Genomic DNA, 24,280 nt, shown 5'->3' with positions numbered 1-24,280 from the left:
TATTGTCGAGAAATAAATAATACGAAGGTTATTTATGTTTAACTACGAAGAAGCATTTTCTAGAAATATTGGTTGGGTAACCGAAGCAGAACAGCAAAAGTTACGCAATACACGAGTAGCCATTGGTGGTTTAGGTGGTGTTGGCGGCGACCATGCTGTTGTATTATCTCGCTTAGGTATTGGCAACTTTAATATTTCAGACTTAGACGACTACGACGTAGCTAACTTTAACCGTCAATCTGGCGCAAACATGTCTACCCTTGGTAGACCAAAAGCCGCAGTAATGGAAGAAACAATTCGGGGGATAAACCCTGAAGCCGACATAAACAACTTCGACCACGGCATTACCGACGATAACCTTGAACAATTTTTAGACGGCGTTGATATATACATCGACAGCCTAGATATATTCGCGCTAGAAATGCGCAGAAAAGTATTTCGTCGATGCTACGAAAAAGGCATTCCTACGATAACAGCAGCACCACTTGGTATGGGCACCGCATTTCTAGTATTCATGCCTGGTAAAATGTCTTTTGATGAATACTTTGCTATTGAAGACCCTGCACCAAATGCAACCGAAGAAGAAAAAGAACAACTTTTTGCAGACAACATTATTAGATTCATTGTCGGTGTAGCGCCAGCCTGTATACAGCGTCATTACCTTGCCGAAAGAACATCAGTAAACTTCTTCAAAAAGAAAGTACCCTCAACTTGTATGGGGATCTCATTAGCAGCAGGTGTTCTATGCACCAATGCATTGAAAATCATCTTAAATAGAGGCGAAGTAATATACGCGCCAAGAGGCATGCACTTCGACGCCTACCTTAACAAAACAAAAAAAACATGGCGTCCATTTGGTAATAAAAACCCACTACAACGATACATGTTCAAAGTATTTAAAGGCATTATAGATAACAGTAAATAACTGATATTTATTCAATTATTCGATAATGTCAGGTTTTTTTACACATTGATCCTTTAAGGATCGTCATATAAAGCCCATCAGTACAATAAAAACCATCGACGGCCTAAAGGCCGACCTACAATAACCATAGATTGTATTTTTTTGTAGGTTGGCCGTATATTTGTCATGTTTTTTTGTAGGTTGGGCTTCAGCCCATCAAATATTCAAATCAAATATTCAAATCAAATTTCATTATCGACGGCCTAAAGGCCGACCTACAATAGCGATAGATTATATTTTTTGTAGGTTGGCCGTATATTTGTCATGTTTTTTTGTAGGTTGGGCTTTGCCGCCATGGATGGCGGTAGTAGGGTAATGCAGGAGCAATTACCGATAAGCCCATCAAATATTCAAATCAAATATCATTATCTACGGCCTAAAGGCCGACCTACAAATAAATTGAATTCCAAAATGAATAATAACCAATATTATTCACTAACTTTCTTCTTAATGGATTGGCCACAATATACCTTGCAATATTTTTCCTATCACCTTCCAAACGTAAAGCCCTATCATAAAAAGAAGCTTGCCAAAATTTACCTTGCCGTTTGCGCTTTTTATTAATAATCAAGCTCGTACTTCCTTTTAAACCGCCAACAACTTCAGACAAACTCGCGCCTTTTGGCTCTAGTCTTAACAAACCATGAAAATGATCAGGCATTAAAACCCAAGTTAGCCATGTACAATTATACTTAGCTTGGTTAAGTGCTAATTGTTGAGAAAACAAACAGGCGAAGTTGAAGTCGTTAAAAATAGGTTCTTTATTGTGAGTGTTAAAGGTTACAAAGTATTCACCTTGCTCATGTGAATATCTTCCTTTTCGTAAGTCACTCCATGACATAGCGTACTCCTTTTTAAACTTTCTGACGGCCTAAAGGCCGACCTACAATAGTGATAGATTGTATTTGTTTTGTAGGTTGGGCTTTGCCGCCATGGATGGCGGTAGTAGGGTAATGCAGGAGCAATTACCGATAAGCCCATCAAATATTCAAATCATATATTCAAATCAAATATCTTTATCGACGGCCTAAAGGCCGACCTACAATAGCCATAGATTGTATTTTTTTTGTAGGTTGGGCTTAAGCCCATCAAATATTACGATGAGTTAATATTATTATATAAGCATAGCTTATTTCTGACGGCCTAAAGGCCGACCTACAATAGTGATAGGTTATATTTATTTTTGTAGGTTGGGCTTTGCCGCCATGGACGGCGGTAGTAGGGTAATGCAGGAGCAATTACCGATAAGCCCATCAAATATTACGATGAGTTAATATTATTATATAAGCATAGCTTATTTCTGACGGCCTAAAGGCCGACCTACAATAGCCATAGATTGTATTTTTTTTGTAGGTTGGGCTTTGCCCATCAAATATTACGATGAGTTAATATTTTTATATAAGCATAGCTTATTTCTGACGGCCTAAAGGCCGACCTACAATAGCCATAGATTGTATTTTTTTTGTAGGTTGGGCTTTGCCGCCATGGATGGCGGTAGTAGGGTAATGCAGGAGCAATTACCGATAAGCCCATCAAATATTACGATGAGTTAATATTTTTATCTAAGCATAGCTTATTTCTGACGGCCTAAAGGCCGACCTACAATAGCCATAGATTGTATTTTTTTTGTAGGTTGGGCTTCAGCCCATCAAATATTACGATGAGTTAATATTATTATATAAGCATAGCTTATTTCTGACGGCCTAAAGGCCGACCTACAATAGTGATAGATTATATTTTTTGTTTTGAAGGTTCGTTCAGCCATCAAATATTACGATGAGTTAATATTATTATATAAGCATAGCTTATTTCTGACGGCCTAAAGGCCGACCTACAATAGCCATAGATTGTATTTGTTTTGTAGGTTGGGCTTAAGCCCATCAAATATTACGATGAGTTAATATTATTATATAAGCATAGCTTATTTCTGACGGCCTAAAGGCCGACCTACAATAGTGATAGATTATATTTTGTTTTGTAGGTTGGGCTTAAGCCCATCAAATATTACGATGAGTTAATATTATTATATAAGCATAGCTTATTTCTGACGGCCTAAAGGCCGACCTACAATAGCCATAGATTGTATTTTTTTTGTAGGTTGGGCTTCAGCCCATCAAATATTACGATGAGTTAATATTATTATATAAGCATAGCTTATTTCTGACGGCCTAAAGGCCGACCTACAATAGCCATAGATTATATTTTTTTTGTAGGTTGGGCTTCAGCCCATCAAATATTACGATGAGTTAATATTTTTATCTAAGCATAGCTTATTTCTGACGGCCTAAAGGCCGACCTACAATAGTGATAGATTATATTTTGTTTTGTAGGTTGGGCTTAAGCCCATCAAATATTACGATGAGTTAATATTATTATATAAGCATAGCTTATTTCTGACGGCCTAAAGGCCGACCTACAATAGTGATAGGTTATATTTATTTTTGTAGGTTGGGCTTAAGCCCATCAAATATTACGATGAGTTAATATTTTTATATAAGCATAGCTTATTTCTGACGGCCTAAAGGCCGACCTACAATAGCCATAGATTGTATTTTTTGTTTTGAAGGTTCGTTCAGCCATCAAATATTACGATGAGTTAATATTATTATCTAAGCATAGCTTATTTCTGACGGCCTAAAGGCCGACCTACAATAGTGATAGATTATATTTTTTTGTAGGTTGGGCTTCAGCCCATCAGATATTTTTAAATTTTAGGCATAAAAAAACCGCCTTTCGGCGGTTTTTATTAAATCTGTTTAAGATTAAGACTTACGACGTGACGCGCCAGCGAAACCTAATAAACCTAAACCTAAGATAGCAAGAGTAGTAGGCTCTGGAACAGCAAACTCTAATGAACCGTCATGCTTACCAGAAACATAAATTTCACCTTTGTTAGCATCATAACCAGTTACATTTGGCTTATCAGTATTTTGGTCAATACGAAAACGAACTGTATCTACAAATTGAGTTGCATACTGCTCAAAGCTCATTGAAGTATTACCGTAAGCGATATTAAAAATATCACCAGCAGCAACGCCATTTACTGTGTCAGTACCAAAGTTACCAATGTTACCAGAAAATACTTGGTTACCAGAGGTATAAGTATGGTTTGTAACAGTAGTAGTAAATAAGTGTACTTCTGTACCAAAGCCATTTGTTGAGTCTAATAAGAACCAATCAATGTTGCCTGAAGTATAGTTAAAGTCAGTACCGTCGTATGTACCCATAAGGTCATTAAAACGGAAGCTTATTGCCCAGTTTGCTCCGTAGCCATTATTACTTGGACCAGTACCACCAAATTCAGCAGTTTTCAAAGCTGTAACGCTGTTGTTACCTAATAACGCTGAGCCAATCATGCCACCTGATGAAACAATAGTATCACCAACTGAAAGTGCTCCGTTGTTATCAAGATCTTGTACTACAGAGTTTGACTCATAAGTAAGTGCAAGGCTGTGCTTCCAACCAGTAGTAGTGTTACCAGCTGCTGTGTCTGCGTTATTTCCGCCGTAATCAACACCATTGTTGATGTAGATATTGTCTGCTGCTGCTGTTCCTGCAAATGCTAGTGATACTAGCGCTGCTGTAATTAAATTTTTCATTTTATAATCTCCGTTTAAGTTCTGTCCTGTATAATGCACTCTGCATGCCAAGTCCGCAAAAACCAATAAATACAACCACTTAATCATATGACCTTATATCAAACTAATTGATCTGTAAAATTTTCTGACACTAATAACAGGTATTAATTTATAAGCCAAGTGCTTTAACTAAGGCATCATACCTTGGCAAAGTAAATGCGTTCAATTCTTGTCTGTTAATATCCAGCATCAGTGTTTTTGCTTCTGACATTTTACTATTAGCCAATAGTGCCTGAGCGTAATGTACTTTATAGTTAGCACTTTTATCATTAGCTTCAAACGCTTGCTTTAAATACTTTTCAGCATTTTTATTATCGTTTACCGCTAATAGCGTTAAACCATATGTATTCACAATTGCATTATTACTAGCGGCTTTACCAAATGCCTCTTTTGCCAACTCATGTGCTTGCTTATTATTACCTAACTGCAAATTAACCATAGCGGCATTATTAAGCATAGCAAAATGACGATCGCTTTTAGTTAAAATAAACGTGTAAATGTCTAATGCCTGCTCAGGTTTATCCTTTTCAAGCAACTCTGCATGTTTTAATAACAAGTCTAAAGAGGTTATAGCCTGAACTTCAGACTTATAGCGCTCAATAGTATTTAACGCATCGGCAGAACGCTGTAATTGCTGTAAAGAGGTGGCAAGTTCAAAAATAACATCTTCAGTGTTAATTGTTTTTGCCACGTTCTTTAATATAGTGTGGGCCTTAGTAAAATCATTACTTAAAAAAGCTACTTTACCTAATAGGCGTTCAACAAACACATTACCTTTACCAGCCAACTGTATGTTATTTAATATTTTAGATGCCGCAGGCAACTCTCTATTTTTAATATAAAGATCTGCTAAACCCACTTTGTACTCTGTAGAATTAGGTATAAGCTCTATAGCACTTTTTTGCGCTTCAATCGCCTCTGCATAATTACCTTTTAGGGTTAAAACATTCGCCTTTGCAACTAATGTTGTTGGGCTAAAGGCATTTTGCTCCAACGCTTTATTAAAATTAGCTATGGCTTCATCATAATGTTTACTATTAGCGAGTACTTTACCTTTTAACATTAATAACTGAAAATTATTAGGCACAGACTCAAGACCATTATTCAACACTGAATTAGCAACATCTAGCTCGTTTCTAACAATGTAAAACGCGGCTAGATAGGTGTACACAATAGGCTCAGCTGAATTTTCATCAACTAACTGCTCAAAGTAAGCTTGAACATTTTCTTTATATTCGTTATTTCTACCTATGTTCAATAATGACGACACCACAAGTGAATAATTTAAATTAGCATTAAGTGCTTTTTGGTACTGAATAAGGGCTGACCCGGTATCTTTTTCTAACTCATACACTTGGCCTAATTTAAAATAAACGCCAGCATTGTTTTTATTAATAACTAAGGCTTTTTCAAACTCAGCCTTTGCGTTATCAAGCTCGCCTTTACGTGCGTATATTAACCCTTTAAAGGTTAACGCTAGCTCTGGGTTTTTCTGTGCAACATTGTCGGCTATTTCAAACGCCTTATTGTAATCGCCAGCTTTTAATCGCTCTAATAACAACATTGACATAGCTGTTTCTAATTCAGGGTTTTTCTCTAATGCTTTTTCAAAAAACAGTGCCGCTGAATCATCATCGCTAAACATTTTAAGTAAACCTTGTTGATACAAAATATCAGCATTTTCAGGTGCAGTGCCCGCCGCTTTTTCTAACAACGAGTTTGCTGCTTCAACTTTACCTAGTTTAAATAGCTCGTTAGCTGAAGCACCTAAAAGCTCTACATCAACATTTTCACTAGGCATGTTTAACATTTCAGCTAAAACATCGTCTTCATAACCTAATTGAAATTTCAGGGCATTAAGCAGTTTTTTAGCAGGGTGTTGATAACTTAACTGCGAACTTACAGAATTTAAATGCGAATAAGCCACTTCTAACTGTTTCAATTGATAAGCACTAATACCCGCAATAACTTTTGAAAGCACCAGTTTATTGTCACTTCTAATAGCGACTTCTGCGAATTGTTTAGCTTGCTCATAATCATTTAAGGCAAAGCGTGTTTGTGCTTTAATTTGATTCAACTTAGGGTTTTTCGGCATTGGGCGCAATAACATATCTGCTTGCTCTTCCGCCTTTTCATACTGCTCAGAGTATACCAATGCAATTGCATACATCATGCGTAATTCATGAGCTTGAGGGTGAATAGCAATATAACGACCAAAATATTCGGCAGACAACGCCATATCTTGCGCTTTAAAGTGTAAATAAGCTTTATACTCAATTGCTTCAGCAAAGTTAGGAAATTCAGCCAATATATTGTCGATAACCGAAATTGCTTGCGCTATTTCTTTGTCCATACCGAGCTTCCAGGCTTTGCTTAACTCGGTATATTTAGAGTCGTAGTCAACTTCAACCACATCGTATAAATAAATAATGCCTTGCTCTAAATCTTGCTCTTTAATATAGGTTATCGCGACAAAGGTTTTTAATATCGTTTGAGTTTCTTCAGGTAACAAATCGAGTTGAGCCACTAATTCTTCTAAACCGGCTATATCACCTAAATGATAATAAGCTTTAGCAAGTAAAGGAATTACCGCGGTTGGGTCGTAGCCACTTTTGTACGCTAACTCTAATTCTTTTCCTGCTGAAATCCACAACCCCAGTGTTAAGTAAGACTTACCTAGTAAGAATCGACCTTCAGCACTTTGAGCATTAGCACTCAATAAATTCTTTAAGTTAATAATTGCGGCGTTAACTTCGCCCTGCGCTAATGAAGTTTTTGCCAGCGAGATATATTCTTCATCAGTTTTTTGTCCGCTACAGCCTACTGCTAAAGCAGCAGCAACCAATAAAGGTATTACTTTTTTACCTTTTTTTATTAAGTACATATGCCATCCTTTGTTTTATGTCTTGTTAAAACTTATTATTGTACTTGCGCAGCCAACTGCTTCTTTCTATTCATATCTGCGCTATTTTTAACATTTATTGAGTTTAATACTTTTAACGCATCGTCATTACGTTTATTAGCAATTAATACTTCAGCGTAGTTCAATGCTATTGCTGTATCGTTACCCTTCGACAACTTATATGCTTCAGATAAGCGCTTCCACGCTTCAGCATTTTTTCCGGCCTTGTACAACACCATACCGCGCGTATCAACAACACTGGCAAGCTCAGGCGCTTTTTCATAAGCAGCTTTAGAATATTCAAGCGCTTTTTCTATTTGCCCTTTATCCATGGTCAACCAAGCAAGGTTATTTAAAACAACCACGTTTTCTTTTTGTGTTTCTACTAAACGTTCATACTCAACAATCGCTTTATTGTGGTCAGTACCAATATAGCTATTAGCTAACATCATACGTGCTCTGTCATCTTTATCATTTTTCAATAAATGGTTACTCAGCAACTGTTGAGATTTTGCTTCTTGGTTATTTTCTTTATAAGCAACCGAAAGTAAAATAGCATTTTGGCTAGTAGGATAAGCTTGATAAAACGGTGCTAACTTCTCTACCGCCTTAACATAGTTTTTTTCAAGTAAGGCAATGCGCCCTTCTAAACCAGACTGTAACTCAGGTTTTACAAGCTCAAACTGTTTATCTTCATACAGTTTTTTTGCTTCATAAAGTTTAGCGTTGTCTAAAAGCAATTGAATTTTAACCACTTTTAAGGCCAAGTTATCTTTATGATGATCAGACAGTGCCTTATCAATATATTGCAGTGCTTTTTGACCTTGTCTTTGTTTCACATAATGATCAGAGATCATTAAAATAGGTTCAATATGATAAGGATTAGCCTGTAACCACTTTTCTATAGTAGTAACAAATTGCAATTCATTACCTTGTCTTCTATGAATAGCAATACGCTGTAACCAAGCTTTTTTCGGTGTTTTAACGGAACTGTCAACCGAGTTAGAAATAACAAGGGCTTCGGCTAAATTACCAGCGTTAATTAAGGCGTCAACATACAGCAAACTTATTTCAATATTATTGGTATTTTTTTGATAAGCCTGTTTAATTTTTTCTAACGACTGTTCGTCTGACTTGGCAGCGTAATAGTAACGCAATGCTTTAGGGCTTTCAGGGTAGTTGTCTACCGCCAGTTGTGCATACTTTTCAGCTTCTGCTTTATTGCCTTCAGTAAAGTTAAGCTTTGCAAGTTCAGTTAATGCAAAAAGGTTGTTAGCTTCTTTTTCTAAGCTAGTATGTAATGACTGCTTTGCTAAGTCATTTTTTTGCTGAGCAATATAAACTGCTGCTAACATATTATAACTGCCAGCAACCTCTGGGTGTTTTTCTTGCCATTTTTGCGCTACTTCAAAAGCTTTTTCATAATCGCCCGACTGCAACGCGGCATAAGCGATAGCAAGCTCGGCACCTTCTAGTTTAGGGTTAGCTTTTAGTGCCGACTCTAAGTTTTCAACACCTGACGGGTCATTCATCATTAACTTTAAAATGCCTTTGCGAGCATCATCTACAGGCGCACGCTCATCTGCGCTTACAGATTTTTCAGCCAGTTTTTTTGCCTCTTGAGTAGCCCCCACTGAAAACAAATTAAAACTTAACGTAGATAAAAATTGCTCATCGTCTTTATTTTGCGGTGAGAATGAGTCAAGCGAATCGGTTAAGTCGTCTATTAGCCCTAATTGAAATTGGCTAATAATCAGCATTTTTTTCGCCGGATGTTCAGGCACTAATAGCTCGGCAATGTAAGACAAGTGATTATGCGCTTGTTCAAAGTTACCTAAATGATAAGAACCCGCGCCAGCAATTAAGCGCACATGCGGTGTACTTAATTTACCTTGAATTGCTTTCTCTGCAAATTCAACCGCCGGTTGAAAGTCATTCGCTACAAAACGAGTGGCCGCTTTAACATAGTTTGCTATAGGCTGATTAGGTAACGACTTTAAAATAGCATCGGCATACTTTTCAGCTTCGTCGTATCTGCTGGCTTTTAATAAACTGTCGGCAATCAATAAATAAACAATGCGGGCATTAGGTTGTAGTTTCTCGTAACGCTGATAATGATCACTCGCTTTACTATATTCTTGCTGTGCAGAAGCTATTTGCGCTTCAAGCATAATGGCTTCAGGGTTATTTGCATCAATCGTGGTAACTTTTGCCACTAACCCCAACGCTTTATCAATATTATTACGTGCAAGCTCAACATAGGCTTGAGCTAACATAGTAAAAGCATTTGCCGATAGTAACTCCGACGCTTGTTGTGCCGACTTTTCCGCAAGCTCTAATTGCTGAGTTCTAATAGCGGCAAGGGTTTTATACGCCAAAAACTGTACTTTAGCTTCATCGGGCAAAGTATCGGTGCCTTTAAGTGCTAAAATACTTTCATTGTCGCTGGCAATTAAATACGCCCTTGCGAGTAAGGGTAATAATTTATTGCTTGAGTATTTTAATTCCTGCGCTTTTTCTAATTCTTTAACTGCGTCTAACGCGCTGCCTAAAGATAAATGGGCTTCTCCTAACAAAAAGCGAATTTCTGAATTTTCTGGCGCTAATCGCACTGCGTTTTTCAACGCAATAATTGACTCTTTATACTGGCTTTCTTTCGAATAATTTTGCGCCTGCGCCAAATACGTTTCAGCACTTTCTTGTTCTCCACATGCCGAAAGTGCTAAAGCAATAGACAAACACAAGGTCATTTTTTTATTTTTAATAGTCATTTTTAATCCTTTGCAACCAGTTTAACTAACTTTTATACCAATTAGGCCAAAAAAATAAAAGCCCATTTTTACATGAGCTTTTTACTTTTTATCTTCTGGTATTTAATAGAGGGATACTTATTTTTAAATCATCATAACAAGTATGATCAGTAACCAAAATCACTGCATCAGCCCATTGCTCCATTTCAGTTAAAGAGCCTACCTTTGGGCAATCCCATTTAGGTACAAACGGGTCATGATACTTAACCTCAATTCCCTGTTGTTTAAAATGCGCTAAAATGCCATCAGCCGGTGTTTCTCTACAGTCGTCTACATTGGCTTTATAAGCAACACCTAAAATACCAATTTTATTACCACCGTCTTTTTTAACTAAAGCAATAGCTTGCTCTGCAACAATAGCAGGGCGTTGGTCGTTAATTTTTCGTGCTAAGCGTACAAACTCACCAGACTTAGTGTTTTCTACCAAAAACCAAGGGTCAATAGGAATACAATGTCCACCAACACCAGGGCCAGGTGTTAATACATTAACGCGCGGATGACGATTGGCAAGTCGAATAACTTCATACACATTAACATTTAACTCGGCACATATTTCGGCTAATTCATTCGCAAAAGCAATACCCACATCACGAGAAGTATTTTCAACTAGCTTAATACATTCAGCTGTAGTTAAATCGGTTAAAAACACCTCACCGTTAACAAAGCTCTGATATATACGTTTAACTTTTTGTTGTGCTTGAGTATTAGACGCACCAATAATCCGATCATTATTTACAAGTTCATGTAAAGTATGACCAGGAATAGCTCGCTCAGGGCAATGCACAACATCAACCTGAATCCCTTTATCGGCAAAGCGTTGTTCAACTGCAATGCTCGTTTGCGGAGAAATAGTTGACTCAATAATGACGGTTTGCCCATTTTTTGCAACTTCAGCGATTGCATCAACCGCACTAAATACATAACTACGATCACAACTATTATTTTTATGAGGCGTAGGCACAGCAACTAAATACGTATCGCTCGACGGAATGTTGACAGAAGCAGTTAAAAAGCCCTGCGACACTACTTTGTTAATTAACTCGGGCATGCCAACTTCATCAAATGGGCATTCACCGCGATTAATCGCCTCAACTTTTTCTTTACTTAAATCAACACCAGTTACTGAATAACCTGCTTGTGCAATTAAACTGGCAATAGGCAGGCCCATGTAGCCCATTCCAATTACCGCTACCGACTCATTTTTAGCAACAATTTTTTCTTCGTCTTCAATATTGCGCGTATTAGTTAAAATATCAAGAATATGCTCAGCAACATGGCCATCGCCAAAGGGGTTTTCCCAGCTAACTTTACCAGCCGACAACCACTTTTTAGCTGCTTTAACTGCTTTTTCGGCATTACGCCCAACAAGTTCACTTGCGCCAACTTCAACCGCTTCAGGTCGTTCAGTGTTTTCTCGTAGCGTTAAACTTGGAACGCCTAGCAAACACGCTTCTTCTTGAATACCGCCTGAGTCAGTTAAAATTAACTTCGCATGTTTTTGTAACTGAATAAAATCTAAATAGCCAACCGGCGGAATTAGTTTTAAATAACTTGGCAATTCAATATTAAATTCTTTAAGTTTAGACTGAGTTCTAGGGTGAATTGGCCATACTATAGTGCCCGTATAATTAGCATGCATTTCATCAAGTAAATGCAATAACTCCATAAGGTTCGACGCTATATCTACGTTTGAAGCGCGGTGAGCGGTTACTAAAAAGTAATCGCCTGCGGTAAGCTCAAGATCATTTAAAATAGTGCTTTTAGCTGCAGATATTTCTAAATGCTGAAAAAGCGAATCTGATACGGTATTGCCCACAGTATAAATTTTACTAGGGTCGATCCCTTCTTTTAACAAAATAGCGTGCTGATTTGGGCCTACTGCAAACAAATAGTCGCTAATATGGTCGGTCATAATACGGTTGGTTTCTTCCGGCATAGTGCGATCGTAACTACGAAGACCGGCTTCAATGTGCCCAACTTTTATACCTAACTTAGAGGCCGCCAATGCGCCAGCAAGTACAGTGTTCGTGTCGCCCTGCACTAATACTACATCAGGCTTTTCTTCAATTAAAATAGGCTCCATTTTAATTAAAATATTACCCGTTTGATTACTGTGCAAACCAGAACCAACACCTAAGTTATAATGGGGTTTAGGTAACTCTAATTCTTTAAAAAATATACTGTCCATTTCTTCAGAATAATGCTGATTAGAGTGGATAATAAAATAAGGAATGCCACGATTTTGGCATTCACGAATGACAGGCGCCATTTTTATAATTTCAGGACGAGTACCTACGACAATCCCAATTTTCATTTAAACTTCCCTTCTATATACAGTGTTAGCAACAAATAGCATACTGTAATTAATGTTGTTTGGTTAATATTGTTTTGTATATTACTGATGGGCTGAAGCCCAACCTACAAAACAATTTAACCTAATACTACTGTAGGTCGGCATTTATGCCGTCAAATAACTTTTGCGGTAAAATCCAGTCTACAAAGTCGATGGTTTTCAACTTTTTTCTATAACTTATATTTAGCGGTAAATTATCTCATAGTTACTTGAATTCATAAAGATTGAATTGAGCAACAATTACCACTACAAAGTAAAATTATTGGTAAGTATTACAAACTATTGATAGAGTAGCCACATATACATGGAACTGTATTGACAATGTAAAGCCAACCGTCAACGCTTTTCCCCATAATAAACTAAATTTATATCAACTAACTAAGCCTATAATAACTTACAGAAATGACAAATAACAATCCTACAGTTAATCAAGAAAATAATGCATTCACCTCGTTAATTGGACTCGTGTTTGTATTTTTAATTATTGCGCTATTGAACGTTCCAGTGTTGATAACAATATGGGAAAACAGTTTTGATGACGGCACTTATTCTCATGCTTACTTAATCCCGTTTATATCAATGTTTTTATATTATAAGTTAGCGAAAACGGGTCAATTAACTTATCGAAGCAAACTTTCGTCAATACCTCTACTTTTACTTGTTTTTAGCGCCGCATTCTTCTTTATTATGTCAACGGCCCAAATAAGCCTTGGTTATTGGGCTGGCATATTAGCCATTTTACTATCAGGCGTTTTATTAATTTATCGCACTAGCTGGCAAGTACTATTTCCTTCTTTATTTCTTGTATTTTTATTCCCTGGCTGGGGGTTATTAACTGCGTTATTACAAAAAGTTGCTGTTAGTGCAGTAACCTTTTTAATGAGCTTTACTGGTATACCTACGTTTGTAGAAGGAAACTTTGTTACTATACCTGCCGGTGTATTCGAAATTGCTGATGGCTGTAGTGGCCTTAGGTACCTTATTGTTTCTCTTGCAATTAGCTCGTTATTTAATTTTCTTTATATAAAAAATATACGTAAAGCAGTATTGTTTTTTGCCGTTGCCATTTTAGGCGCATTGATTACTAACTGGATCAGAATAACTGCATTAATTCTTATTGGTGAATATACCGACATGCAAAGTAGTTTAATGACAGACCACAATACCTTTGGCTGGTATTTGTATGCGCCATTTATGGTAATACTATTTATGTGGGGAAATAAATTAGCTGACAACGACCAGTTATCTGTAGAAATTACAAGCAATAGCGCTGAAAGCAAGTTATACCCTGCAGTTGTTAACAGCTTAGCTTTACTATTTATAATTGTTATTTCATCAACTTCTATAAAAACGCTAACTTTATCAAACAGTAATATCAGCCACACACCAACAACAATGCCTAGTATTGCACCTATTATTAATAACTACTCTCATCTAGAGTTGGCTCCTGATACTGGCAATACACTTTATTTAAAGTACTTTTTTAACGGCGCATTAGCTAACGGTAAGCCAACAGCACATTATAATAACTTTATCCCTGTAGATTGGCGTAGCGTACAAGAAGAAACAGTAGGTTTATGGAAGTACATAACTATTGTAAATAAAAATAATGTCGCCTTAGTTCGCTATACCTTTGAAATAAACGGCCAACGAACAGCATCTTCTGGCGCATTTAAAAAACAACGAATCATAGCCGCATTAACGGGTAACAGTAACACCTACCTACTCTGGCAATATACCCCCTGCTTAAATAATTGTAATCAAGAGAAACTTAACCTCCAGAAAGCTATTTAAGCATAACGTAAGGTTTAAGCACTGAGCTAAATACTATGAATAAAATTTATTTATGTTTAATGGCTATGATCTCTTTCGAGATAGTAGCTAGCGATAAAGTTTGCGCACCTACACCTCTATTAGGTAAAGCTTATTATGTTTCTACTCAAGGTAACAACTATAAGGGAGATGGCAGTAGGTTAAACCCCTGGAAAACCATTGGCTATAGCGTAGTTACTATACCTGACGGAAACACTCTTATTGTTGGGGAAGGTATATACACGGGGAAAATTAAAATCAGCAAAACTTTTAATAAGGGCTTATTGATAAAGTCTGAAATACCCTATAAGGCAAAATTAACAAATAATCAACAAGTACTTACATTAGTTAAAGAAGCCGCCAACATCACTATAGAAGGCTTTGAAATTACACATAACTCAGCCACGGCGAAACCTCTCGTTTTACATATTGATGGCTGGGGTAGGAATACTGTTAAAAATATTACCTTACGAAATAACATTATTCACGACAGTTATAATAACGACTTATTAAAAATAAACCACGGCGCTGAAAATATAATTGTTGAATGTAATATGTTTTACAATCAGGGTGATTCTGACGAGCATATTGATATAAACAGTGTTGCCAATATAACCATTAGCGATAATGTGTTTTTTAATGACTTCCCAAAAAGTAATCGAAAAATAACCAACAAATCATCAAGCTTTATTGTTATTAAAGACAGTAATAATAATGATGATCGCTTTCATGGTTCAGAAAATATAACTGTTAAACGTAATATTTTTTTTAATTGGCAAGGCTCCCATGGGCAAGGTTTTGTATTAGTAGGTGAAGACGGCAAGCCCTATTATGAGGCACATAACGTAAATATTTATAATAATTTAATGTTAGGCAATAGTACTATTTCAATGCGAGCCCCTTTTATGGTTAAAGGCGCTAAAGATATTAATTTTTTTAATAATACAATAAGTGGCGATTTACCAAGTAATGCTTATGCTGTACGTGTTACGCAAGAACAAAAAAACAAAAAGCCAACCAATATTAACCTCTACAATAATATTTGGTCAGATCCCACAGGTACAATGGGCCAAGGAGCTTATGAAAGTAAGCTTGATTTTTCCGATACTTTACTTCACCAACTTAATGAATTTACGCTTAAAAACAATCTTTATTGGAATAATAGTGCCTCATTACCCTATTCAATACTCGATAAAATAAACCCTTCTTCTGACGATGCTAAAATAGTTAGTAACCCTCATTTAGGTGATAATAAACACTTAGTTACCCCTCATTGGAACAGCAAAACACACCAATTTGATGACGGTTCATTTGATATAAGAGCCGCATTTCTAAGATTAGTTAATTTTTATGGTGTACCACAGTTTAACTACAGTAAACGTGAAGTGAACTCTAAGACCATTCCCTATTTTCCGAAGGATGATATTTTAGGTCACCAGAGAGTTACTCCACATAATGTAGGTGCATATCATTTAAATTCAAAAAAAATAGATAAACCTTAGCTATAATAGGTAAGTGTGATTTTAAATTTATACATAGCTAGCTTATGTTGGCAGCCATTATACAGATTAATTAGTCACAAATTACTTAATACAAAACTTTACTTACTATCATATTAGGCTGGTCATCAAAAGATAATGAAGATTAATAGCATAGCGTTAATAACCAAGCTCTTTTATATATTTTGTATGCTTCTATCGATACAATCATGCGGTGGCGATCAACCAAAAAAAGTAAGCTCTAACTTAGAAATTGTTTCGATAGGTTCTGACCCATTTATTTATGAACAAAGTGAAGTGTCGGTAACTGCAAATATACTGGCTTCAAGTAATAGTTCTATCAGTTTTCAATGGCAGCAGGTTTCAGGTATTCCTATTACTTTAGAAAATAAGAACCAACAAATCGTAAAGTTTACTTCACCAAATATTATCGCTAATGAAAGCATTAAACTTGAATTGATAGTTCAAGATTCTAGCGGCAATGAAGACACCAAAATAAAAGAGCTAACTTTACTTTATGTTAATACTCCCCCTGTTGTAGAAGTAGATAACGAACTTTTTATTAATGCCCTTTCCGAAGTAATACTTAAAGCAAACATTACTGATGAAGAAGGTGATGTAACAAGTAACTGGCAACAAAAATCAGGAACTATAGTAGAAATAACGCCATTACAAAATTCATCAATATCTTTTAAAGCGCCTCACGTAGAGAATATAGAAACGTTAACGTTTGAGTTAACAGCAATTGACAAAGATGGAGCAACTACCACAAAAACAATCACTATAACCGTATTGCCTAGTGTTGTTGAAATTCCCCAACATGTTTTACTGCTAACCAACGAACGTATATCCAAAGTAAGGGCTAAAATTGCACAAGATGATAATGCTTGGAATGCTTTAAGTACAAAGCTTGATAGTTATTTTGTAAAGGTGCCTTATAACGCAGGAGAATACGCAGCTAGCTTCGCGTTAGCTTTTTATGTAACCGGCGAATTAAAGTATATCCAAAGAGCTATTGAACTATTAGAACAGACGTACTTTAGTGAGACTGATATCGGCTGGCAGGGCTACAATAGCCGAAATTCGTTCAGAACAGGGGCTCGTTGGGCAATTATGGGTTATACATGGATAAAGTCGTATATCCCCGCCAATAAACAAATTGAAATAGAAAACATGCTCGCTATCTGGGCTGAGTTTTGGTTAGAAAATATTGATTATAAAAGTGACTTTAAAAGTTTAAGGGTTGGAGATAGCGACAATTTAACTTCTCTAGCTGAAAATATCACCCTCCTAGGCTACGCACTTAAAGATTCTTCGCAATATGCCAGTTTGGGCGAAGACCTTTTAAGTGCTGGTGACACATTACTTAATCGTTTTGTCGTTGACTATTATATGAACGATATTATGGCTGGTGGCGCTTGGGCAGAAGGTTCCGACTATAGCGCCAACACCCAGCGCCATTGGATAAGAATATTTATGATCAATAAAGATCAACGTGATATTGCCTATCCAACCGATTACGCCCAAAAGGCTTCACAAGCCCTTATCCATCAAACACTCGCTAACTATTCAGGTGTGTATAAATACGGTTCAGAAGAGACAGCTACAGACTATGAACCGTTGCGTGACGACTATCGTTATGAATTCGCATTAGAATTAATGGGAATATTAGAAAAAGAAAAAGATCTTGCGCAGCTCTACCAATGGTTCAATACTCTTTTAAAACGTGAGGGTTTTAAAAACACTTCAATGACAACGCACTTTCAGCGCTTGCTAAACCATAATCCACTTTTTAATAGCAATTTTCCAGCTTATCCAGAAAGTACCATCAACTTTTCCTCTGGAATTGGTTTATTAAGTGCTAGAAACAATTGGACAGAGGAAGCAACTACTCTCTACTTTATTAATAGAAAACTTCGTGTTGATCATGAACACAAAGACGCATTATCGTTTGATGTAGCTCATAGAGGAAACTGGATAACTAAAGAAGTAACAGGGTATGGTGGGTGGGCGGCATTAAGTTTAGCGCATAATACAATTTTAATAGAAAATGCTGAAAATGGCTCTTCAAGCCCAACTGGTAGACCAGTGGGCAAGCCAAAATACTTACACGTATCTAATGATCAACATACAACATTGATCTCTGCAGATGCTACAAATACTTATAATATGTCAGGTTATTTTGCTACAAATTATGCCGAGTTAGTTAACAGACAGCTAGCCTTTATTAAACCAAACATAGTTATCACCTACGATCATGTAATAAGCTTACCAGATCAAATAAGAGATTTGATACAATATAACGATTTAGGTTTAACACAAGGTATGAGCCATACAAGATGGGTTAAAACTATTCAGCATTTTCAATCGAAGCCAGAAAAACAAGAAAACTTAGGTACAACTTTTTTAATTAATGATGGTAAGAGCAAAGTTTTATTTCAAAATATTTGGCCAACGAATGTAAATGTAGAGGTTGTTGATGAACAAGAGTTATGGGCTGGTGTTACCGCTTATCAAATACCAAGCAATCAAAAAAAGTGGCATTTAAGTATTTCTAATAAGTCCAAAACATCAAACAGTGAACTCATAAATATTATGCAATTTTCCTCTGAAGATGAGGATATACAATTTGATCAAGAACCTATAGTAATGACAAAAGAAAATGGTTTTATAGAAAGTAACAACGTTATAGGTATTGCAATTTCCTCACAATCAGAGAAATTTATAATTTTATTTAGCCAGTCACCCAATATTATTATAGAAAGTGTCGAATATACACTTCCTAGTGGCTATGAAAATGCTTTAATATATGGTGTTGGCGTTAGTATAAATAACTAAAGCTATTTAGCTATACTTGTCAAAGTTACAACTTCAAAAATGCAATTTTAGTTGCTGGTACTTAACTTTTATTGAGAAAAACAGTTTATTTACTTCTAGTGTCTAACAACACACCGTTAGTACTATATTAAGCTTATTCATCAAAGATGGTTATGCCGTTAGAATTTAAAGCTATTATTTTAAAATTATACAGGTGTTCGTGCAATCATTACTCTGTGTTCAGATTACTTAATTACCTAGTTCCAACGATCTTTAATTAAAAAACCTTTATAATTTATGCAAAAAAGCCAGTAACTATAAAATGAAAAAACAATTATTAAAAAGTTCAACCTTTCGCTTCATCGAGATTGGCGTTGCAACTATCTTATCTATTTTACTGACGCCTTATTTAATTCATAACCTTGGCGCAGAAAGTTATGGTTTATGGATCTTATTATTATCAACGTTAGGTTGGTTCAATTTTATTGATCTAGGTTTTTCATACGCAGTACAAAGAAATATAACAATATTCTTAGAGAAACAAGACAACCATAAAATTAATCAAATATTTTCAGTCTCAGTTGTATTATTTTCTATTTTAGGTTTATTGGCGACCGTTGGTATGCTTACATTAGCTTATTCTCCATCTTTGTTAGGCATTGAAGAAAACAAACAACATACGGCAACAATAGCCCTGTCAATGCTCGCATTAAAAGTGCTGTTTGATTTCATGATGAATAGTTTTCATGGTTTTTATGCAGCTTATCTACGAATGGATATAGATGCAAAAATCAGCACATTAAATACGATTATTAAATCGATAGCTATTTACTATTTAATATTAGAGCTCGATATTTATGGTGCGGTTATTGCTACTGTTTTAGCTGACATAGTGACGCATTCCTTAAAAATATATTTTGCCAAAAAGCTCCATCCAGAATTTAAGTTTCAGCTAAATTTAGTTAAATTTGTAGAAGTACAAAAACTCTTCGCATTCTCTAAACATTTAGTACTAAACGGCATTGCTAAAAGTGCCAATCAACGTGTTGATCCAATTATAATTTCACATTTGCTTGGCCTTCAAACATTAGCTCTTTTTAGTGTGATAAATGGGTTGATCGTTAAGGTTGGGGCATTTGTCAGCTCTGCGGTGGGTGTTTTTCAAATGCCGCTGACTAAGCTAGTAGCCCGCGGAGCCCCTATTGAAGATGTTTTTAAACAAATACTCACTATTAACTTTTTTATTGTTTTAATTTTTTATACACCATTAGCCATATTAGCTGAGGATTTTATCTATTTATGGCTAGGGCCTGACTTTATTCAAGCAGCTGAATTAGCCTCAATATTAGGTTTTGCTTTTGTGTGTAAAACGATTTCTAGACCAATAAGTAGCTTACTTTTAGCACAATCAAATCACAAACTATTATCAGTTGTTAATATGTTTGGTACGACCGTCAATATCATTTTATCGATATCTCTTGGAAGCCTTTATGGCCTAAAAGGCATTGCAATTTCAACCGCAATTTCTTTTTTTGTAACCGATGTTGTCCTCCATTTGTACCTTTTACAAAAATATACCGAATTCTTAATTTTGAATACTTTTTTAAGGTTTATATTAACCTCATGTTTTTACATTATATTTGTGCTTATTGGAAAGTATACAATGGCGCAATTCAATTATTTAAGCTGGTCAGAGCTCTTTTTGGCATCAGCTCTTACCTTTATTATTATCTCATTAATATCTTCGTACACGATTTTACAAAAACCATTAAGAGATAAAATTATTAATATGATTATCAAAAGGACTTAATTTTGGCCAATATCCTTATTATCAGTTCAGAGTTTTTACCTATGCAATCAAGTGGTATTAATCGAATTTCATTTATGAAACGATTTTTAGAATCACAAGGACATCATATTTCAGTGCTAACTACCTCAAGTGAAGCACAAGGAATAGTTAGGAATACTCAATTCGATACCAGTAATAATATATTTCGAGCTTATAGCCTTAGCAAATTACACAGAAGGTTGTTAAGCAGTAGGAAACTCCCTATATATCCTAAATTCGCCTATACGGGCAAATATGCTACATGGCAGTTCAGTGCAATAACTAAGGGGAAAAAACTGGTTAAAGAGTTAGGCATTGATTGTATTTTTGTGTCGTTTCCTGATTTTGCATCCATGGACGTTGCTACCAGAATAGCTAAAGCAACCTCAACTAGATTGGATATCGACTTTCGAGACCCCCCTTATTGGTTTTTTTCTGAGCCTGTAAATAGTGCGAGCCTAACTACCTGCAAAAGCATCGTGAATAACGCTATTGCCACCTGTAAAAATATATATACCAGCACAGAACAAAGTAAAAATATTTTAACGTCTTATTATAATATTACGCAGGAAACTACTGTTATAGGCAACGGTTATGACAAAGATATTATTGATAACTTACCTCCACGCTATAAACCGCACAGAGATCATATTGAAATTGTACACATAGGGTCTTTTTATCCTGAAGGGCGCGATATTATGCCACTCATTAAAGAGTTAGAAACGGTGTCCGCCGCTGAAAACACCAAATTTATATTAAGGTTGATTGGCGATCCTCCTTCTCAAAAAGCAATACATCAATTCGCACATATTGCTGAAACAATAACAATTTCAATTGAAGACCCATTACCTGCAAAAAAAGCTTTAATTGAGGCAAATAATGCAGACATTCTTTTACTCATTCAAGGACCTACGTTTAACAAACAAATACCCGCTAAAGCGTATGAATATATAGCACTAAACAATACGATTTTAGCTATAGTAGGCTTAAATGGCGCTACACAAAAACTATTAGAGCAATACCCTGAAAATGTAAATATTGCCGATTATGAAGAGAAAAAATCAATTAGAGAGACGATACTTCGAGCGGTCACTCATCGACCGAAGATTATTGATACCAATAACTTAAGTAGACAAGAACAAGTAAAGCTTTTAAGTTGTTGTTTTAAATAGAAAAAACAGCTTTATTGAATCAAAACATAGTAATTGGACATAAGATAATAAATTATGAAAAGGTAATGCCATCTATGCCATTACACGCTACTTAAAACTAAAGTATTTAGCTTACAAAGGAACAGACTTTAATGGACAAGAATAGGCTTTTAGAGCTAGATGCAATCAGAGGATTAGCAGCATTAGCCGTTGTTATATACCATTACTTTTATCGATATAATGGTATATATGGACACCACGGCATAACAGTTGAATGGTCGGAAATAGGTCAATATGGTGTTCAATTATTTTTTATGGTGAGTGGGTTTGTTATTTATTGGACTTTAAATAGAGCCAAGAAGCCTATGGATTTTTTAGTCTCTCGTTTCTCTAGACTCTATGGGAGTGTTCAAAAATCTGTGTCATTTCAGTAAACTAGTAAAAAGAGGAATGACACATGACAACTCAATTCGATTTTCAAGAAGCAGTTAAAGCACTTCAAGCAGGTAAAAACCTAAATGGTAAAGACGGTGTACTGACTGGGCTTATCAAAAAGTTAAGTGAAGCAGCACTGCAAGCTGAACTTGAACAACACCTAGCCAACGAACAACAACCTAACCGTAAAAACGGCTCTAGCACTAAAACCGTTAAATCCTCTGTGGGTAATTTTGAACTTGATACACCAAGGGATAGAAGCGGTAGTTTTGAACCTCAACTCGTTAAGAAAAATCAAACGTCACTCACTGATGAAATAGATCAAAAAATATTGTCCATGTTCAGCATGGGCATGAGCTATCGAGATATTAATAAACACATCGAAGATATGTACGGCATGAATGTCGCTACGGGCATGATAAGTGCAGTTACCGATAAACTTATTCCAGAGTTAAAAGCATGGCAACAGCGACCTCTCGATAGCCATTACCCTATTGTTTGGCTTGATGCTATTCATTATAAAGTCAAAGAAGATGGTCGATATATCAGCAAAGTAGTTTACACTTTGCTTGGCTTAGATATTCACGGTAAAAAAGAAATACTGGGATTGCATCTATCGGAAAATGAAGGGGCTAACTATTGGTTATCGGTGCTTACCGATTTAAATAATCGTGGTGTTAAAGATATCCTCATCGCCTGTATTGATGGCCTTACGGGGTTTCCTGAGGCGATAAAAACTATTTTCCCAGAAACTGAAATTCAATTGTGTATCGTTCATCAAATACGCAACTCAATGAAGTATGTAGCGTCTAAAAATCAAAAAGCGTTCATGGCTGATTTAAAGCCTGTCTACCGAGCGCCAACAAAGGAAGCAGCTGAGTTAGCGCTTGATGAACTTGATGCTAAATGGGGCAGTTCTTATCCGCTGGTGATTAACTCCTGGCGTAATAAGTGGCATAACTTATCGGCTTACTTTAAGTATCCAGAGCATATCCGCAAAGTTATATACACGACGAATGCGGTTGAAGCAGTACATCGTCAATTTAGAAAACTGACAAAAACTAAAGGGGCTTTCCCTAATGAAAATAGCTTGTTGAAGCTACTTTATGCTGGCATATTAAACGCTACCGAGAAATGGACAATGCCCATTCACAATTGGAGCCTTTGCTTATCTCAGTTAGCGATTTACTTTGAAGGGCGTTTAGACAGCGTGCTCGATATTTAAAAATTTAAGCTGACACAGAATATTGAACGCTCCCGACTCTATCCCGCATACTGGATTTCTGGGATATTAACTTTTTTGGTAATCTTAATTTGGGGGTTACCAGGAAGAGAAACAAGCATACACGACGCTTTCATGAATATTTTAATGTTCCATGAGTACATTGGAATTAGTCATATCGATGGTGTTTATTGGACTCTAACCATTGAATTAACCTTTTACTGCTGGATATTTGCTTTCTTCGTCACAGGGCTTTTGCAGTATGCCGAATACCTTTTTAGTCCAATAATTATACTTTCAATATTGCAATCACAAGGTATTATTGAATTGCCAAGCATTTTAAATAAAATATTCATAATACATTATTTATCTTACTTTTTAGCCGGAATATGTTTTTATAAATTAGTAAATGGTGTTGAGAATAAACTAACATCCGCTATTTTAATACTCAGTTTAATATCAATATTCTTTGTGTTTTCATTGAAGGTTTTTATACTTTCAGCGATTTTTTATACTTTCTTCTTTCTCGCAGTAACCGGAAAATTAAAGTTTCTTACTATTAAGCCACTACTTTTTTTAGGGGGCATATCCTATTCATTGTATTTAATACATCAAAACATTGGCTATGTGATAATTAACCACTTATATGATTATAATATCAACCCCCTAATTTCAATTGCAGTGTCATTATTAATTACTATAGTTTTAGCGTACTTTATTACTTATTTTGTAGAAAAACCTTCATTAGTAGCAATACGTAATATATATAGAAAATTCACATAAAACATAGATTTTTGAGCATAATAAAAATAAAGGCAAACATATACCGGTTACTTTTCCAAAGTGCAT

The 24,280-nt window shown here is 35.8% G+C and carries 14 protein-coding genes; 9 read left to right on the top strand and 5 right to left on the bottom strand.

Annotated features, from left to right (window positions below):
- Positions 1–34: 34 nt before the first annotated feature.
- Positions 35–925 carry a ThiF family adenylyltransferase gene (locus QUD79_RS01180; protein ID WP_184425483.1) on the top strand — a complete coding sequence of 297 codons (891 nt, stop codon included), beginning with the start codon at positions 35–37 and terminating at the stop codon, positions 923–925.
- Positions 926–1,352: 427 nt separating this feature from the next.
- Here the strand turns inward: QUD79_RS01180 and QUD79_RS01175 are convergent, their stop codons facing one another.
- The 5 genes from QUD79_RS01175 to wecB form a co-directional block, all read right to left on the bottom strand.
- Positions 1,353–1,805 carry an REP-associated tyrosine transposase gene (locus QUD79_RS01175; RefSeq protein WP_184425481.1) on the bottom strand — a complete coding sequence of 151 codons (453 nt, stop codon included), beginning with the start codon at positions 1,803–1,805 and terminating at the stop codon, positions 1,353–1,355.
- Between the two features lie 1,921 nt (positions 1,806–3,726).
- Positions 3,727–4,563, bottom strand: coding sequence for a PEP-CTERM sorting domain-containing protein (locus tag QUD79_RS01170; RefSeq protein ID WP_184421917.1), 837 nt, complete (start codon positions 4,561–4,563; stop codon positions 3,727–3,729).
- A 148-nt stretch (positions 4,564–4,711) separates the two neighbouring features.
- Positions 4,712–7,486 (bottom strand): XrtA/PEP-CTERM system TPR-repeat protein PrsT, encoded by a 2,775-nt coding sequence (prsT, locus tag QUD79_RS01165; RefSeq protein WP_184421920.1) that lies wholly within the window; start codon positions 7,484–7,486, stop codon positions 4,712–4,714.
- Positions 7,487–7,521: 35 nt separating this feature from the next.
- Entirely contained in the window at positions 7,522–10,275 is a 2,754-nt protein-coding gene (gene prsT, locus QUD79_RS01160) for an XrtA/PEP-CTERM system TPR-repeat protein PrsT (RefSeq protein WP_184421923.1), read from the bottom strand.
- Between the two features lie 88 nt (positions 10,276–10,363).
- Positions 10,364–12,628, bottom strand: coding sequence for a non-hydrolyzing UDP-N-acetylglucosamine 2-epimerase (gene wecB, locus QUD79_RS01155; protein ID WP_184421926.1), 2,265 nt, complete (start codon positions 12,626–12,628; stop codon positions 10,364–10,366).
- 441 nt (positions 12,629–13,069) lie between these two features.
- Between wecB and xrt the strand changes: the two genes are divergently transcribed.
- The 8 genes from xrt (at position 13,070) to QUD79_RS17445 (ending at position 24,214) form a co-directional block, all read left to right on the top strand.
- Positions 13,070–14,461: an exosortase gene (gene xrt / locus QUD79_RS01150; protein ID WP_184421942.1), complete on the top strand. Its 1,392-nt coding sequence runs from the start codon at positions 13,070–13,072 to the stop codon at positions 14,459–14,461.
- A gap of 35 nt (positions 14,462–14,496) precedes the next feature.
- On the top strand, positions 14,497–15,981 hold the full coding sequence (locus QUD79_RS01145; protein WP_184421945.1) for a right-handed parallel beta-helix repeat-containing protein: 1,485 nt from the start codon (positions 14,497–14,499) through the stop codon (positions 15,979–15,981).
- A 186-nt stretch (positions 15,982–16,167) separates the two neighbouring features.
- Positions 16,168–18,816 (top strand): PKD domain-containing protein, encoded by a 2,649-nt coding sequence (locus QUD79_RS01140; RefSeq protein ID WP_184421948.1) that lies wholly within the window; start codon positions 16,168–16,170, stop codon positions 18,814–18,816.
- 301 nt (positions 18,817–19,117) lie between these two features.
- Complete coding sequence (locus QUD79_RS01135; protein WP_184421951.1) at positions 19,118–20,605, top strand: oligosaccharide flippase family protein; 1,488 nt, start codon at positions 19,118–19,120, stop codon at positions 20,603–20,605.
- 2 nt (positions 20,606–20,607) lie between these two features.
- On the top strand, positions 20,608–21,795 hold the full coding sequence (locus QUD79_RS01130; protein WP_184421954.1) for a glycosyltransferase family protein: 1,188 nt from the start codon (positions 20,608–20,610) through the stop codon (positions 21,793–21,795).
- Positions 21,796–21,926: 131 nt separating this feature from the next.
- A complete protein-coding gene (locus QUD79_RS01125; protein WP_184421957.1) occupies positions 21,927–22,208 on the top strand; it encodes an acyltransferase family protein in 282 nt (93 codons plus the stop codon).
- Between the two features lie 23 nt (positions 22,209–22,231).
- Positions 22,232–23,434: an IS256 family transposase gene (locus QUD79_RS01120; protein ID WP_184421960.1), complete on the top strand. Its 1,203-nt coding sequence runs from the start codon at positions 22,232–22,234 to the stop codon at positions 23,432–23,434.
- A 9-nt stretch (positions 23,435–23,443) separates the two neighbouring features.
- Positions 23,444–24,214: an acyltransferase family protein gene (locus QUD79_RS17445; protein WP_350226576.1), complete on the top strand. Its 771-nt coding sequence runs from the start codon at positions 23,444–23,446 to the stop codon at positions 24,212–24,214.
- The last annotated feature ends 66 nt before the right edge of the window (positions 24,215–24,280 follow it).

The sequence above is a fragment of the Thalassotalea piscium genome (genome assembly GCF_030295935.1).
Taxonomy (GTDB): Bacteria; Pseudomonadota; Gammaproteobacteria; order Enterobacterales; family Alteromonadaceae; genus Thalassotalea_B; species Thalassotalea_B piscium.
Note: the sequence above shows the minus strand (reverse complement) of the source record. Positions and strands in the feature narration are given on the sequence as shown.